Here is a 13918-nt window from a genome sequence, read left to right on the forward strand (position 1 = left end):
AGAGAGGCAAAACGTGGATTTTAGCTTTTTTCGGCGACAAAAGCTTGAAGCTGCGCAATCAGTTCGGTTTGTTCCATCAATCTGGCGCGTGCAGCCCTGATGCAGTAGGCCCATTCGTCCAGCATTTGCCGATCGAGCAAAGGCAATGTTTGCGGTGCGGTCATGCCGTTCCAGGTGTGGTGAAAGCGCCTGAGGCTGTCCGGGGCCTGGAGCCAGTCGAGAAAGGCATTCAGCTTGTCGTGATGGGCGTTGTCATGCTGGGGGTAGATCTGCCAGACCATGGGCTGGCCCGCCCAGAGCGCGCGGACCAGGGAATCCTCGCCACGCACCAGATTCAGGTCGCAAGCCCAGAGCATTTCGTCGAACCGGGCCTGAGGGCGGGCTGGCAGATAGACCGGCTGCATCGGCTGCGCTTGGGGCAGCGCCTGCACGGCAGTCGTGGCGCGTCCGGGGGTGACCAGCAGCCTGGCGTTGAGAGCCTGCTTGTCCGAGAGCTGGGCAAGCAACTGGGGCAGGGCGGCAGGCTCGTAGCAAAACAGCGAGACGGCGCATTCGTCATGCTGAATGCCTTCTGCGCGGCGCCACGAGTCACGTTGGGCCATGAAGGTCTGCTGGCGCTGGGCCAGGTTCTGCTCGCGTACCAGCGAGCCGGTGGCTGCCGTGAAGCCGGGGTAGAAGAACCAGCGTGTCAGCCCGGCAGCGGGGCCGCTCATGATGCGTGAGGGCAGGCGATGGCAGCGCTCCACATAGTCCTCGGCCGAGAGATATTCGAGGTTGATCCAGACAGCAGGCTTGCTCTTCGACGCCTTGTCTGCAATGGCGCTCACGAATGCCACGGGAATCTCGCAGCCGAAGGCCTCGATGACCACGTCGCCAACCGATGCAGGCACATCCGCGGCTTGCGCGGGCCAGGCATGCACGCTCAGGCCCGGCGGCCAGGGCTGGGGCGCCATCCATTGCAGTGCGCTGGCATCGTCCATCCACAGGCGTACCTGCTGGCCGCGTGCGGCCAGTTCTGCGGCCGTGCGCCAGCACACTCCCACGTCGCCAAAATTGTCTATGACCTGGCAGAAGATGTCCCAGCACAGCGACGGATGTTGTGGCGTGCTGGCGGATACGGGTAAAGGTGCGAAATCGGGCATGGCTTCAGTCTTGATGGGTGGGGGCGCTCTGGCACAGGTGCTCGACCAGCAGTTGTGCGACGGGCGAGAGTGCGTCCTGGGAGCGTACGCAGAGCATGAGCTGGCGCTCGGCCCAGACTTCGTCCAGGCGGATGCAGCGCAAGGGCAGGGCGCCCATGTAGATATGGGCGCTGCCTTCGGGAAGAATGCCGACGCCCAGGCCGGCGGCCACCATCAGGCACAGGGCGTCATAGCCGGTCACCTTCATGCGCAGGCGCGGCTGCAGGCCCTGGTCGGCGGCAGAGCGGGTGATCAGATGGTTGAGCGCACTGTCGGCATGCATGCCGATCAGATCATGCTCGAGGACTTGTTCCAGGCGCAGTCTGTGCTCGCCGGCCAGCGGATGGGATCGGGGCATGACCACGGCCAGCCGGTCCCGGCGATAGGGACGCAGGCTGATCTTGCTGCCGTAGCTGCCGTTGTTGAGCAGGCCGATATCGGCCTCGTTGTCGGCCACGGCGCGCGCGATATCGGTGCTCACGCGTTCCTGAAGCCGCACGTCCACCAACGGGTGCCGGCTCAGAAAGCTCTGCAGCTGGGCCGGCAGAAACTGGGTGATGCTGGAAATATTGGCCATCACGCGCACATGACCGCGCAGGCCTTGCTCGCCGCCCTGGGCGTAGTCCTTCATCTGCGTGGCGATGCCGTCCAGCTCGTTGAGCACGCCGCGCGCCATGTTCAGCAGGGCGTAGGCGGCGGCCGTAGGCTGGCTGCCACGGTTGCTGCGTGTGAACAGCTCCAGCTGCAACTGGCCTTCCAGCTCGGCCAGGCGGCGGCTGGCGGCCGAGGGCGCAATGTGCTCGCGTGCCGCGGCACGCGCGATGGCGTTCTCTTCCATCACGGCCACAAACAGGCGCAGGGTGATCGGGTCCAGTTTCATGAGGACTGCATTATCCCGCCTGGCTATGCCCAAATGCGATGGCAGCTTCGCATTTCAGCGTTTTGCAGGACTGCTCTTCAAGGGCAAGATGATTGAAAAGCCGCTTTGCCTGGCGTTGGTCAACGCAAAGCGGCACAGCAAGAAGGCCATCAAGAGACAAACGGATGACGACGATGAATATCCAAGACCCCGCCACGCAGACCGCCACGCCGCGCGCGCTGGAAGGGGTGAAAGTGGTGGAAATGGGCCAGCTGATTGCCGGCCCCTTCTGTGGCAAGACCCTGGGCGAGTTTGGTGCCGATGTCATCAAGATCGAGGCGCCCGGTGCCGGCGACCCGCTGCGCAACTGGCGCCTGATCAAGGAAGGCACCTCCGTCTGGTGGCAGGTGCAGTCGCGCAACAAGCGCTCGGTCGCTCTTGATCTGCGCCAGAAGCAAGCCCAGGAAGTTGCCCGCAAGTTGATTGCCGAGGCCGATGTGCTGGTCGAGAACTTTAGACCCGGCACGCTGGAAGGCTGGGGCATGTCGCCCGAGGAGTTGCACGCCATCAATCCCGGTCTGGTGATTCTGCGCATCTCTGGCTACGGCCAGACCGGCCCTTATCGCGATCTGCCGGGCTTCGGCGTGATCGGCGAAGCCATGGGCGGGCTGCGCCACCTGACGGCCGAGCCGGGCCGGGTGCCGGTGCGCGTGGGCGTGTCGATCGGCGATACGCTGGCGGCCCTGCACGGCGTGATCGGTGTGATGATGGCCCTGTACCACCGCAAGGTGAACGGCGGTCCCGGCCAGGTGATCGACGTGGCCCTGCATGAAGCCGTGTTCAACATCATGGAAAGTCTGATCCCCGAGTACAGCGCCTTTGGCGCCGTGCGCGAGGCCGCCGGCAGTGCGCTGCCGGGCATTGCGCCCTCGAATGCCTACCCCTGTCAGGATGGCTGGGTGCTGGTGGCGGGCAATGGCGACTCCATCTTCAAGCGACTCATGACGGCCATCGGCCGCCAGGATCTGGCCGATGCGCCCGATCTGGCCGACAACGCGGGCCGCGTCCAGCGCGTGGCCGAGATCGATGCCGCGATTGGCGCCTGGACGCAGGCACGCAGCGTGCAGACGGTGATGGACGAGCTGGGCGCGGCACGCGTGCCGGCCGGCAAGGTCTACACGGCCAAGGATATTGCCGAAGATCCGCATTACCAGGCGCGCGAGATGATCCTGACCCAGCGCACCCGCGATGGTTTCGAGCTCCAGGTGCCCGGCGTGGTGCCCAAGCTTTCGCTGACGCCGGGCACGGTGCGCAGCAGCGCCCCCCATGTGGGCGACGACACCGATGCCGTGCTGGCCGAGATCGGCCTGAGCGCCGAGCAGATCGCGCAGTTGCGCGCCAAGGGGATTGTCCAATGATGGCTGCCGACCTGAATACGAAGGTGTGGACCGGTGCGGGTCGCCGCATTTTCATGAACGAAGTCGGCACGCGCGACGGTCTGCAGATGGAGCAGGCCTTTGTGCCTACCGAGGACAAGATCGCGCTGGTCAATGCGCTGTCCGAGGCGGGCCTGTCCAAGATCGAAGTCACGGCCTTTGTCTCGCCCAAGGCCATTCCGGCGCTGCGAGATGGCGAGATCGTGATGCGCGAGATCACGCGTCGGTCGGGCACGGTCTATACGGCGCTGGTGCCCAATGTGCGCGGCGCGGAGCGTGCGATCGATGCGCATACCGACGAGCTCAATCTGGTGATGTCGGTCAGCGAGACGCACAACCTCTGCAATCTGCGCATGCAGCGCAGCCAGTCTTTCGAGGCACTCAGGCAGGTGATCGCCACGGCGCAGCAGGCGGCAACGCCCGTCAACGTGTCGCTCTCCTGCTGCTTTGGCTGCCCCATGGAGGGCGATGTGGCCGAGGCCGAAGTGCTGGCCTGGGTGCAGCGCTTTGCCGATCTGGGCGTGCAGGGCATCACGCTGTGCGACACCACGGGCATGGCCTATCCGGGCCAGGTGCATTCCATGGGCCTGGCCTTCAAGTCGCGCTGGCCGCAGCTGGGCCTGACCCTGCATTTCCACAATACGCGCGGCATGGCGCTGGCCAATGTGCTGGCCTCCATCGACGCGGGAGCGGATCGCTTCGACGCCTCGATTGGCGGTCTGGGCGGCTGTCCCTATGCGCCGGGCGCCTCGGGCAATGCCTGCACCGAAGAGATCGTGCATGCGCTGCAGCTCATGGGCTATGACACAGGCACGGACCTGGCCCGCATCGTGGCGGCCGCTCGCAGCCTGCCGGCACTGATCGGTCACGAGACGCCCAGCCAGATCGTCAAGGCCGGTGCGCGCTGGGACCTGCACCAGCCGCCAGCGGATTTTGCCGAGATCAAGGAACGCGCCCAGGCCAGGGCCTGAGACGGTTTTCGCCCCGCTGCATCGGCTCTTTCGGGGGAAGGAGCTGGTGCGGTTTACAGCCCCACGGCTTGCGCAAATCCGGATCAGGCATGGTGTCTGGCCAATACAGATGCCCGCTGTCAGTCCTTGTTTGCGCAAGTCCCCATTCCAATCAGGAGACAAACATGACTATTCAACGTCAACGCCTTCATTTTCTGCTCGCGGCGGCCGCTGCTGCGACCGGCCTTGCCAGTGCCCCAGCCATGGCCCAGGGCAGCTATCCCAGCAAAACCGTGTTGATGATCGTGCCCGCCGCCGCAGGCGGCACCACCGATCTGGCCGGCCGCATGGCCGCGCAGGCGCTGGCGCCGGTGATGGGGCAATCGGTGGTGGTGGACAACAAGGGCGGCGGCAACGGCGCCATCGCCGCCAATCTGGTCAAGCGTGCCGATGCCGACGGCTACACGCTGCTGATGCAGTACTCGGGCTACCACGTCATCTCGCCCCACCTGACCAAGGCCAAGAGCTGGGAGCAAAGCGACTTTGCCCCTGTGGCCAATGTGCTGTCGGCGCCGCAGATCATCGTCGTGCGCTCCGAGCTGCCGGTGAAGACGCTGGCCGAGCTGGTGAGCTACACCAAGGCCAACCCCGGCAAGCTCAACTATGCCTCGTCGGGCAACGGCTCGCTGCAGCATGTGACGGGTGCCATGCTGGAGCAGCAGGCTGGTGTGAAGATGGTGCACGTGCCCTACAAGGGCACGGGCCCGGCGCTGCAGGACTTGCTGGGCGGTCAGGTGGACCTGACCTTCGGCACCGCACCTCCCTTCATGCCGCATGTGCAAAGCGGCAAGCTGCGCGTGCTGGCCGTGACGGGCAAGCAGCGCTTGCCCAGCCTGCCCAATGTGCCCACCACGGCGGAAGCCGGCTACCCGGGCGTGAACGCCACTTCCTGGTTTGCCGTGTTTGCGCCCAAGGCCACGCCGCAGCCCGTGATCGACAAGCTGGCTGCCGATATCAAGAAAGTAGTGGAGGACCCCGCCTTCAAGAAAAAGGCCGAAGAGCAGGGCGCCACGGCAGACTATATGAACCCGCAGCAACTGGCGGCCATGGTCAAGACCGAGTATGGCAACTGGGCGCAGGTGGTGAAGTCGTCCAGGATCGAAGCCGAGTAAGCGGCAGGCCGCAGGGATTGCCTGAAATCTCTTGGTTCTAAAAAAGGAGCTGTTAGCGCTTGTTCAACAAGGATTTCAGATTGGAAACTATCTGAAATTCAATCTGATCAAGCGCTGGCAGCTCCTTTTGCTGAGGTGCGACACGCAGCCCGGTCGTTTGAGCCGCTTGCTGCCGGATTCGTCCACATGCGCAGACAATAGCGCCCATGTCTTCCACGCATTCCGCCGAACTACTGGCCCAGGTGGCCGCGCTGCCGCCATTGCCCGGCGTCTATCGCTATTTCGATGCTGCCGGTGTCCTGCTCTACGTGGGCAAGGCCATCAACCTCAAGCGTCGCGTTTCCAGCTACTTCCAGAAGGAGCATGGCGGCACGCGCATAGGCCATATGGTCAGCAAGATCGCGCGGCTGGAGACCACGGTGGTGCGCTCCGAAGCCGAGGCGCTGCTGCTGGAAAACAATCTCATCAAGACGCTGTACCCCAAGTACAACATCCTGTTCAGGGACGACAAAAGCTATCCCTATCTCAAGATAACCGGCGTAGCCCACCGTGACGGCAAGGAGGGCGAACCTGCGTTTCAGGAGTTTCCGCGCATTGCCTACTACCGCGGCGCCGTGGACAAGAAGCACCGCTACTTCGGCCCCTATCCCAGTGCCTGGGCGGTCAAGGAAAGCATTCAGCTGCTGCAGAAAGTCTTTAGGCTGCGCACCTGCGAGGACACGGTGTTTGCCAACCGCAGCCGCCCCTGTCTGCTCTATCAGATCAAGCGCTGCACCGGCCCCTGCGTGGATCTGATATCGCCCGAGGCCTATGCGCTGGATGTGCGCAATGCCGAGGCCATGCTGCGCGGCGAAACCAGCGAGCTGCTGCAGCAGCTCGAAGCGCGCATGATGGCGCACTCCGACAAGCTGGAGTTCGAGCAGGCGGCCGAGGTGCGCAACCAGCTCACTGCGCTGTCGCGCGTGCTGCATCAGCAGGCGATCGAAACCACCGACGACAAGGATGTGGACATACTGGCCGTGCGCGTGCAGGGCGGCCGCGCCTGCGTGAACCTGGCCATGGTGCGCGGCGGTCGCCACCTGGGCGACAGGCCGTACTTTCCGGCGAATCTGGGCGATGCCGCGTCGGTCTACTCCAGCGAGGAAGAGGTGGATGCCGCAGCCGAGGCGCGGCCCGTGGAGGAGCTGGTGCTGGAGGCCTTCATCGCCCAGCACTATGTCGGCGTGGCCGTGCCGCCCACGCTCATCGTCAGCCATCCCGTGGAGAAGCGGCTGGTGGAGTTGCTGACCGAGCAGACCGGCGTGCGCATCACCGTGGTTCAGCAACCGCGCGAGCAGCGCCGCATCTGGCTGGAGATGGCGCAGAAAAATGCCGACATCCAGCTGGCCCGGCTGCTGGCCGAAGAAGGTTCGCAACAGGCGCGCACGCGCGCCCTGGCCGAGGCGCTGGACCTGCCGGTCGAGAACCTCGACGAGCTGACCATCGAATGCTTTGACATCTCGCACACCAGCGGCGAAAGCACCAAGGCCTCCTGCGTGGTGTTCCATCACCACAAGATGCAGAGCAGCGACTACCGCCGTTTCAATATCGAAGGCATCACCGGCGGCGACGACTATGCGGCCATGCGCCAGGTGCTCACACGCCGCTACAAACCCGTGGCCGAGGCGCAGCGCGAGGCGGGTGGCGCCGAGCTGACCGGCAAGCAGCCGCATCTGCCCGATCTGGTGCTGGTCGACGGCGGCAAGGGCCAGGTCAGCATGGCGCGCGAGGTCTTCACGGAACTGGGCCTCGATCTGTCGCGCATCGTGGGCGTGGAAAAAGGCGAGGGCCGCAAGGTCGGCCTGGAAGAGCTGGTGTTTGCCGACGGACGCGACAAGGTCTATCTGGGCCATGACTCGGCGGCCCTGATGCTGGTGGCGCAGATCCGCGACGAGGCACACCGCTTTGCCATCACCGGCATGCGTGCGGCCCGCGCCAAGGTGCGCACGGGCAGCAGCAGTCTGGAAGATATTGCCGGCGTGGGGCCCAAGAAACGGGCGCGATTGCTGCAGCGTTTTGGCGGCGTGCGCGGCGTGGCCGATGCCAGCGTGGACGATCTGATGACCGTGGAGGGCATTTCCGCAACGCTGGCCGAAGAAATCTACAAGGCACTGCATTGATGCAGGCTGCGCGAGCGCGAATCCGCGCTGGCGCTGCGTGCTCGTGACACAATGACACCCATGTTCTTCACCATCCCTACTGTGCTGACCCTTACGCGGATCGTGGCGATTCCGCTCATCGTGGGGGTGTTTTACGCGCCGCTGGATCAGGCAACCCGCAATCTCATCGCTACCGTGATGTTCATCGTGTTTGCCGCCACCGACTGGTTCGATGGTTATCTTGCGCGCAAGCTCAACCAGACATCGGCATTCGGTGCTTTTCTGGATCCCGTTGCCGACAAATTTTTGGTCTGCGCCTCGCTGCTGGTACTGGTTCATCTGCAACGCGCCGATGTGTTCGTGGCGCTGATCATCATCGGACGTGAGATCGCCATCTCGGCACTGCGTGAATGGATGGCCCAGATCGGTGCCAGCAAGAGCGTGGCCGTGCACATGATCGGCAAGGCCAAGACCATGGCCCAGATGGTGGCCATTCCCTTCCTGCTCTATGACGGAGTGGCGTTCGGAGTGATCGATACCGGCGTCTGGGGACAGTGGCTGATCTGGATTGCAGCGGTGCTGACCGTCTGGTCCATGGTCTACTACCTGCAAAAGGCATTGCCCGAAATTCGTGCCAGGCTCTGAAACCCGAAGTGGACCTCTCTGAAAGCGCTTGTTCATCAAGCGCTTTTTGCTATCTGGCGGGCTGTTTTCAAAGCGGCAAAAAGACTTTGCGGCGCTGCCTCGCATGACTTGATCGGACTGCAGATTTTGTCAATTGTTGTCAATCGGTGAAGCCGACACGGAAGAAGCTTGAAAAAAGCCGCTGTGGATGGCCGAACCCGCTCAAAAACCGCATAGAATCTGGTTCTGTCGCTGGAATGCGCAGCGCGAGTTGGCGTCAAAAATGTCAGCGGCTTCAGGTAAAAATGGGCTTGCCCATACGCAAAAACTGATAGGCTGGCTTCCGTCTTTATCGCGACTGGTTTCTTGCTACGCAAGGTTTGCGTTTGCAGAGACATTCCATTCACTTATTTCTCGAGAGGCATCTTGTGAATAAAACCGAACTGATTGAGCACATCGCTAACAACGCCGATATTTCCAAGGCCGCAGCTGCGCGTGCACTGGACTCCACGATCGACGCAGTGAAGAAAACACTGAAAAAAGGTGGTACAGTATCGCTTGTTGGTTTTGGCACATTTGCTGTTGGCAAGCGTGCAGCTCGCACCGGTCGTAATCCCCGTACCGGTGATTCCATCAAGATCAAGGCGGCCAAGGTGCCTAAATTCCGTCCGGGCAAAGCATTGAAAGATGCTCTGAACTGACACCCAGTTTCAGTGGGTCCTTAGCTCAGTTGGTAGAGCGGCTCCTTTACACGGAGTAGGTCGGCGGTTCGAGACCGTCAGGACCCACCACTAAAAACTAAAGAAATCAAGGGCTTAGAGCGATCTAAGCCCTTTTTCTTTGCCCTCTCTACCAACCGGAAATCGTTGCTTGCCAACCTGCCTGAGCCTGGCGTAGCGCCCGGCAGAAGATCTCATGGCAGCTTGAGAAAAGCTCGCGCAGGCGGGCCGGGGTTGCATCTTCTCGGGATTCTTACGCTCTCGCTCTCATGCCTGCTTTTAAAGTGTCTCTTGAGCTTTCTGGATTGCTGTCTCGCTCATCGGATAGGCACAGATAAGGTGAAATCAGAGCGAATGCCGATGAGTGTCTCAGGGTGTGAGTCTTGCAAAATTGGCTCCATTTCGCGTAACTGGTCAGCTTGGCATGCTCATGTGCTGCGATGGCAGGAGGTCAATCATGAAATCTCTATCCGCTATCGCGTTGCTGGTGGCCGCTGGCGCGTTGAGCGCCTGTGATGACAAAGCACCAAAGCCTGAACTGGAAACGCGGCCGCCGGCAATGGAGGGAATAGAGCAACCACAATCAGATCCTGGAGCCGCAGTGCCGAGGCCTGAGCCATCTCCTGCGAATCCAAATCCACGGCCTTAAAGGTTGGAACCTGGACAGGACTGCTGGGAAGTCTGCTTATTTGGTTGTTTGTGCGGGCTCGCTTCGTTGTTGTTCTCGGCCACGATCAGCCAGGGGGTTGACGCTGTTGCCGGCCGTTCGCTCCCGGGCCGTTTTTGTGGAAGGCTAGTCTGCAGCCGGGCGATCGATGATGTAGCTCGGCGGGAAGTCCTGGGCGCTATAGCGCTCACGTTGCATGAGTATGCGCAGCACTATGTCTAAGGTTACCTCGCGCTCGCCCTTGGGCCGGATACGTTCAGCAGGTCTGCGGCTATCCGCCTGTAGCTTCGCGTGGCACATCTCCCGAATGTCCGCGCGATAGTGGCGGGTCTTTGGGGGCGGTGCTGGCATCGTGCGTGCCGATTGCGTCGTGGTCGTGGTTGACCCCTGTGTCAATGGAGCGGCCGCTGGCATGCTCAATGCCTGTGCTGGCATCACAGGCGCCGGTCAACAGGTCAATCATCAGCTTGGCAGACAGTGCCCGCTCGAATTGAGATGCAAGCATGGGCTCCAGAAAACAAGCCCGCTTGGTGGCTGGCTGTTCAGCTTGAAAAGTGAGAAATTGCTGGTGCTGAAGATTCCAGTCCAGCGGTTTTGCTCATTGGGCTCATCGTGTTGGGTAGCACCCACTTGTTGTGGGCTGGTCAGAAGCGGTACCTTATAGATTGGGGCGACTGCGAGGGGTGATTGGTGTGTTCCGAGAGGATTGGAATGTCAACCAATTTGACAGGACTCTTCACACGACGGTCCCTAACTAGGAGGTCGCCATGGAAACGATCGAACAGATGGCTGAAAGACACATCCGCGAGTCTGAAGCGGACTTGGTTCATATAGATGTGTTGATGAAGCGTGCACAGAAAATGAGTGCGAACGCTGCCGATCAAGTGGAAGCTGAGAGGCTTCTGGATCAAGCCATGAGGCAGCGCGCTAAGTTAGATCTGCATCTCGCGGCCCTAAAGAGCAAGCAAGAGTCCGATTACGAGAAGCTGGCCGAGGAGGGCAAGCGCTTTAAGGAGGTGCTTGAGAAAATACGGTCGAATATTGAAGTGATGCAGGCTTCCTGGCTTTGACCACCAAGCGGTTGCGAAGATGGTCGACGCTCCGAGCGTTCCTGTGTGGATCAGAAGTCGGCAAAGAAAGTCTGTTGCGGGGTGCATCCTCCTGCGCCTGTAGATCACCCTGCCAGTCGATGGCAATGCATTGAATGATCATGTTCTTGAGCATTGCGCTCCAGAACGCCAAAAGCCCGATCAGTGGCAGGCTGGGAAAGCTCACGCTACAGGGTTTTCATGCTACGGGTCGAGGCTGGGATCAGTGCTCTCGATAGAGATATCTGGATAACTCATTCCCGATACATGCACTTGATCACGTCCAGCATTTTTTGCCTGATAAAGAAGCTGATCGGCTTCTCTCAAGGCATGGTCCAGCTGGGATGGATCGGTGATCGATGAAATCCCAAAGCTCATGGTCAATTTTGTGCCAGAGAGAAGAGTGTCTTTATTCGACCGGAGGTCTCGTCGGATGCGTTGAGCAATTTCTTCTGCATCTCGCAGTGTGATGTCAGTCAACAGAATCACAAACTCTTCACCGCCGAATCGTGCGACGAGGTCGCGCTCTCGCACATGGTTTTGCAGAGTCGCGGAGACAAGCTGCAGCACCTTATCGCCACATTCGTGGCCCCAGGTATCGTTGATTCGTTTGAAGTGGTCTATATCACAGGCCAGCACCGCCATGGGATAGAGCCTCATGTCGGTTAAAAGCTTCAGGGCATATTCATGGAAGGATCTGCGATTCAATATCTGGGTCAAAGTATCAAGGTCACGTTCTTTTTGCAGTTTGCCAACAGTTTCCTTTGCGGCAATGGCGGTCATGACCAAGGTAAAGAGTATCGCGAAGTTCAATATGCTCACCAGTGTCAAGAGCCAATACGGCGATCTTGGAAATGACCGCGGATCTGGGTATCCCATCAGCGAAATAATCATGGGTCGAGTAAGGGTGTAGGCTGTGAAAATGATGCTCAGCCAGAGCAGTGACTTGTCGAGCCAGTCAAATGAGTTCTTCCTTGAATAGACCTGGAGGATAGGTAGCAGTAAAACAAGGCCTGAACCTACACTGAAGGAGCTCACTCGAGCCCAGACGTTGGGGCTGATCCGGCTAAAGTAATACAGTGCAGCTAACGTGACACTGGCAATCAGTAGCGCTACAAGTGGCTGGGCCGATACACGCCACCTCTCGGCCCAACTTTTCGCAAGGCACCAAGCGCTCAGCAGGTAGAAACTGCCAATCAAGAGTGCGTAGCGAGTAAGCTCCTCCAGGGGGATCAAGGTTTGAGCTGCCAGAGGCAGTGCGGTGAGTGAATAGGCGCAAGATTGCCAAAGCAGAAAGCGCTGAGATCGTTGGGCGAACCAGGCAGCGACCAATATGACTGCCAGAACAAAGATCGCCAGAGGTGGCGTCAGAACCAAGAGGTCGTTATTCGCGAACATATGACCAGAGCCTCCTCGATCGAAGAGCGGTAACGCCTGTTCCTTGAGCGCAAAGCGACGATCTGCTTTCACCGTACATGTGTTTCGCTATTGGCGTCACAATTTATTACAGCGCGCGTCCTCCCACATCTATGTCAGCCTGCTTCTTGTTTGGAGTGGTAAATCAGTCAAAAATTGTCAATGCCAAGACTTTTTTTCATGAATGAAAATCGTTCCAGGTTATTGATTTGCATTCATCGCTGGCATGTAACTTCCGTGCGATCTTTGAAGCTTATGCAGTGACCGTTTTAATCTCCTGAATCTGAATAGTGAGCCTGCCTGCCAGCTCCCTGCATTGCTGGGCGGCCTCTTGAAGGATGTATGGCTTGCTGCGCACCGCAGTGCGAAGCCATGGGGCTTCGTGAAGGGCTCCGGTGGCTTGCCGCCTGCTCTCTGTGCCATCTGGCAAAGCCGCTCATGGGCCTGCCTTGCCTCATCCAGCTTCCCGGGCCGGATGCTGGAGCCCTTCCAGTCTTTGTGAACAGACACAGGTTCCGCCTTGGTTGCCAGGCGACGCGGGCGCTAGAGCTCAGCTCCTTGGGCGCGCATGTCAGCCACTGGCGAAGACCATGGGCAGCAGATCCAGCGTAGGCTCGCCCGTGAGATCGTAGAGCTCTTTCTTGCCAGGCTTGCGGCGGTTGGTCTTCTCGTCAGGTGACAGGACCGGCCAGCCGAGCACCTTGCTTCACTGGGGATTCTGGTCATTGCTTCACTTTCAGGCATTGAGCGGTCTTTTCATCCAGCCGCTTGATGTGCATGCCGGGGCACGCGAATTCATCGCTCAGCGTCTTGATGGGGAAGTTTGGCTCATCTGCTTGTGCGGGAGTGCTGGTCAGCCCATGCAGATGGTGGCGATCAGGATCAGTCCTGCAACGAGATTTTTCATGATTTCGCTGCGTAGCACTTGTCTGTAAAGCGCAAGCAGCTATCTCAATCGAGTCGATCGCACTCACATCGGCCAGGCATCTGGCGTCTTGGCGATCACCACGGGCACGCCAATCAGGCAGAAGAAGCCAAAGAGGGGGCGCATCCACTGAAGCGCGATCAGTAGCTTTGTTCCAGGGACGGTGCTATCAGAAACGCGAGGGCTAGGGTGCGGGTATGCGGCCATTGCACAGATCCCCTTGGCAATCAGGCTTTGGAGCAGGGTGAGTGACTTTGCCAGTTGCCTGGCCTCGTGGCGTGCGTCATGCAGGGCGTAGTTCTTTACGTCCACAAAGTCGCCCATATCTTTTGCTGCGGGGTGAAGGTTGAGGATGGTTCGCATGTCGCGGTCAAAGAACCATTCCCAGGGTAGCTGCGGGGCGAACGTGCCGTAGAGACTGCGCACGATCACGTTGTCGAAGCCAGCTCTTCACATCGGGTGCTCAGGGTATCGTCTTTGAGAGGCCGACGACGAGGCCAAGGAGGACGCCGGACGGTATTGGACTAGAGCGTTCTGCGAACAGTTTCGGTGCCTGGATCGGGCGTCAAACAGCGCATGCAGCAGCAGTTGCATGCGTGTGCGTCATCCTCGAGTGTGGTTGGGCAGGAAAGTTGGAGACTACTGCAAGTTGCGGATATTTATGAAGATATAAACCTTTGCGCAGAGTGGCTAGGCGGTTCGAGACATTCAGTACCCGCCGCTACAGCGCAAGAAGGCTTAGA

14 protein-coding genes and 1 tRNA gene are annotated in these 13918 nt (G+C 60.1%); 8 read left to right on the forward strand and 7 right to left on the reverse strand.

The window, feature by feature from the left end; genetic code table 11:
- Positions 1 to 20 precede the first annotated feature (20 nt).
- Together earP and CTR2_RS09085 are read right to left on the reverse strand one after the other, a co-directional pair.
- A complete protein-coding gene (gene earP, locus CTR2_RS09080) occupies positions 21 to 1142 on the reverse strand; it encodes an elongation factor P maturation arginine rhamnosyltransferase EarP (protein WP_087084341.1) in 1122 nt (373 codons plus the stop codon).
- Positions 1143 to 1146: 4 nt separating this feature from the next.
- The gene (locus CTR2_RS09085) at positions 1147 to 2061 is read right to left on the reverse strand and encodes a LysR family transcriptional regulator (protein WP_087084340.1); all 915 of its coding nucleotides are present in this window, start codon (positions 2059 to 2061) and stop codon (positions 1147 to 1149) included.
- 164 nt (positions 2062 to 2225) lie between these two features.
- Here CTR2_RS09085 and CTR2_RS09090 point away from each other — a divergent pair, with 164 nt between their 5' ends.
- From CTR2_RS09090 to CTR2_RS09120, 7 genes are all read left to right on the forward strand, one after another.
- Positions 2226 to 3458, forward strand: coding sequence for a CaiB/BaiF CoA transferase family protein (locus CTR2_RS09090; RefSeq protein WP_087084339.1), 1233 nt, complete (start codon positions 2226 to 2228; stop codon positions 3456 to 3458).
- Complete coding sequence (locus CTR2_RS09095; RefSeq protein ID WP_087084338.1) at positions 3455 to 4447, forward strand: hydroxymethylglutaryl-CoA lyase; 993 nt, start codon at positions 3455 to 3457, stop codon at positions 4445 to 4447. Before CTR2_RS09090 ends, CTR2_RS09095 begins: the two co-directional genes overlap by 4 nt.
- Before the next feature lie 164 nt (positions 4448 to 4611).
- Entirely contained in the window at positions 4612 to 5598 is a 987-nt protein-coding gene (locus tag CTR2_RS09100; protein ID WP_087084337.1) for a Bug family tripartite tricarboxylate transporter substrate binding protein, read from the forward strand.
- A gap of 206 nt (positions 5599 to 5804) precedes the next feature.
- Positions 5805 to 7757, forward strand: a complete 1953-nt coding sequence (uvrC, locus tag CTR2_RS09105) for an excinuclease ABC subunit UvrC (RefSeq protein WP_087084336.1) — start codon at positions 5805 to 5807, stop codon at positions 7755 to 7757.
- Positions 7758 to 7817: 60 nt separating this feature from the next.
- A complete protein-coding gene (pgsA, locus tag CTR2_RS09110; RefSeq protein ID WP_003066269.1) occupies positions 7818 to 8381 on the forward strand; it encodes a CDP-diacylglycerol--glycerol-3-phosphate 3-phosphatidyltransferase in 564 nt (187 codons plus the stop codon).
- A gap of 407 nt (positions 8382 to 8788) precedes the next feature.
- Positions 8789 to 9061, forward strand: a complete 273-nt coding sequence (locus CTR2_RS09115) for an HU family DNA-binding protein (RefSeq protein ID WP_003056615.1) — start codon at positions 8789 to 8791, stop codon at positions 9059 to 9061.
- A 14-nt stretch (positions 9062 to 9075) separates the two neighbouring features.
- Positions 9076 to 9151: transfer RNA gene (locus CTR2_RS09120), tRNA-Val, on the forward strand.
- Between the two features lie 866 nt (positions 9152 to 10017).
- Here the strand turns inward: CTR2_RS09120 and CTR2_RS09125 are convergent.
- Positions 10018 to 10251, reverse strand: a complete 234-nt coding sequence (locus CTR2_RS09125) for a hypothetical protein (protein WP_087084335.1) — start codon at positions 10249 to 10251, stop codon at positions 10018 to 10020.
- Positions 10252 to 10513: 262 nt separating this feature from the next.
- On the opposite strand from CTR2_RS09125, the gene CTR2_RS09130 reads away from it, so the two are divergent.
- Positions 10514 to 10816: a hypothetical protein gene (locus tag CTR2_RS09130; protein ID WP_087084334.1), complete on the forward strand. Its 303-nt coding sequence runs from the start codon at positions 10514 to 10516 to the stop codon at positions 10814 to 10816.
- 222 nt (positions 10817 to 11038) lie between these two features.
- On the opposite strand, the gene CTR2_RS09135 is transcribed toward CTR2_RS09130, so the two are convergent.
- The 4 genes from CTR2_RS09135 to CTR2_RS09150 form a co-directional block, all read right to left on the reverse strand.
- On the reverse strand, positions 11039 to 12232 hold the full coding sequence (locus CTR2_RS09135) for a GGDEF domain-containing protein (protein WP_087084333.1): 1194 nt from the start codon (positions 12230 to 12232) through the stop codon (positions 11039 to 11041).
- 589 nt (positions 12233 to 12821) lie between these two features.
- Complete coding sequence (locus tag CTR2_RS09140) at positions 12822 to 12950, reverse strand: hypothetical protein (RefSeq protein ID WP_254913404.1); 129 nt, start codon at positions 12948 to 12950, stop codon at positions 12822 to 12824.
- A gap of 22 nt (positions 12951 to 12972) precedes the next feature.
- Positions 12973 to 13224 carry a hypothetical protein gene (locus CTR2_RS09145; protein ID WP_254913403.1) on the reverse strand — a complete coding sequence of 84 codons (252 nt, stop codon included), beginning with the start codon at positions 13222 to 13224 and terminating at the stop codon, positions 12973 to 12975.
- A complete protein-coding gene (locus CTR2_RS09150; protein WP_087084332.1) occupies positions 13221 to 13607 on the reverse strand; it encodes a 3'-5' exoribonuclease domain-containing protein in 387 nt (128 codons plus the stop codon). Before CTR2_RS09150 ends, CTR2_RS09145 begins: the two co-directional genes overlap by 4 nt.
- Positions 13608 to 13918: the final 311 nt, after the last annotated feature.

The organism is Comamonas thiooxydans, assembly GCF_002157685.2.
Classification (GTDB): Bacteria; Pseudomonadota; Gammaproteobacteria; order Burkholderiales; family Burkholderiaceae_C; genus Comamonas; species Comamonas testosteroni_H.

What these genes read in the sequence shown, in the direction of transcription:
- earP (WP_087084341.1), bottom strand. Translation starts at nt 1,142, where the DNA reads ATGCCCGATTTCGCACCTTTACCCGTATCCGCCAGCACGCCACAACAT.
- CTR2_RS09085 (WP_087084340.1), bottom strand. Translation starts at nt 2,061, where the DNA reads ATGAAACTGGACCCGATCACCCTGCGCCTGTTTGTGGCCGTGATGGAA.
- CTR2_RS09090 (WP_087084339.1), top strand. Translation starts at nt 2,226, where the DNA reads ATGACGACGATGAATATCCAAGACCCCGCCACGCAGACCGCCACGCCG.
- CTR2_RS09095 (WP_087084338.1), top strand. Translation starts at nt 3,455, where the DNA reads ATGATGGCTGCCGACCTGAATACGAAGGTGTGGACCGGTGCGGGTCGC.
- CTR2_RS09100 (WP_087084337.1), top strand. Translation starts at nt 4,612, where the DNA reads ATGACTATTCAACGTCAACGCCTTCATTTTCTGCTCGCGGCGGCCGCT.
- uvrC (WP_087084336.1), top strand. Translation starts at nt 5,805, where the DNA reads ATGTCTTCCACGCATTCCGCCGAACTACTGGCCCAGGTGGCCGCGCTG.
- pgsA (WP_003066269.1), top strand. Translation starts at nt 7,818, where the DNA reads ATGTTCTTCACCATCCCTACTGTGCTGACCCTTACGCGGATCGTGGCG.
- CTR2_RS09125 (WP_087084335.1), bottom strand. Translation starts at nt 10,251, where the DNA reads ATGCTTGCATCTCAATTCGAGCGGGCACTGTCTGCCAAGCTGATGATT.
- CTR2_RS09130 (WP_087084334.1), top strand. Translation starts at nt 10,514, where the DNA reads ATGGAAACGATCGAACAGATGGCTGAAAGACACATCCGCGAGTCTGAA.
- CTR2_RS09135 (WP_087084333.1), bottom strand. Translation starts at nt 12,232, where the DNA reads ATGTTCGCGAATAACGACCTCTTGGTTCTGACGCCACCTCTGGCGATC.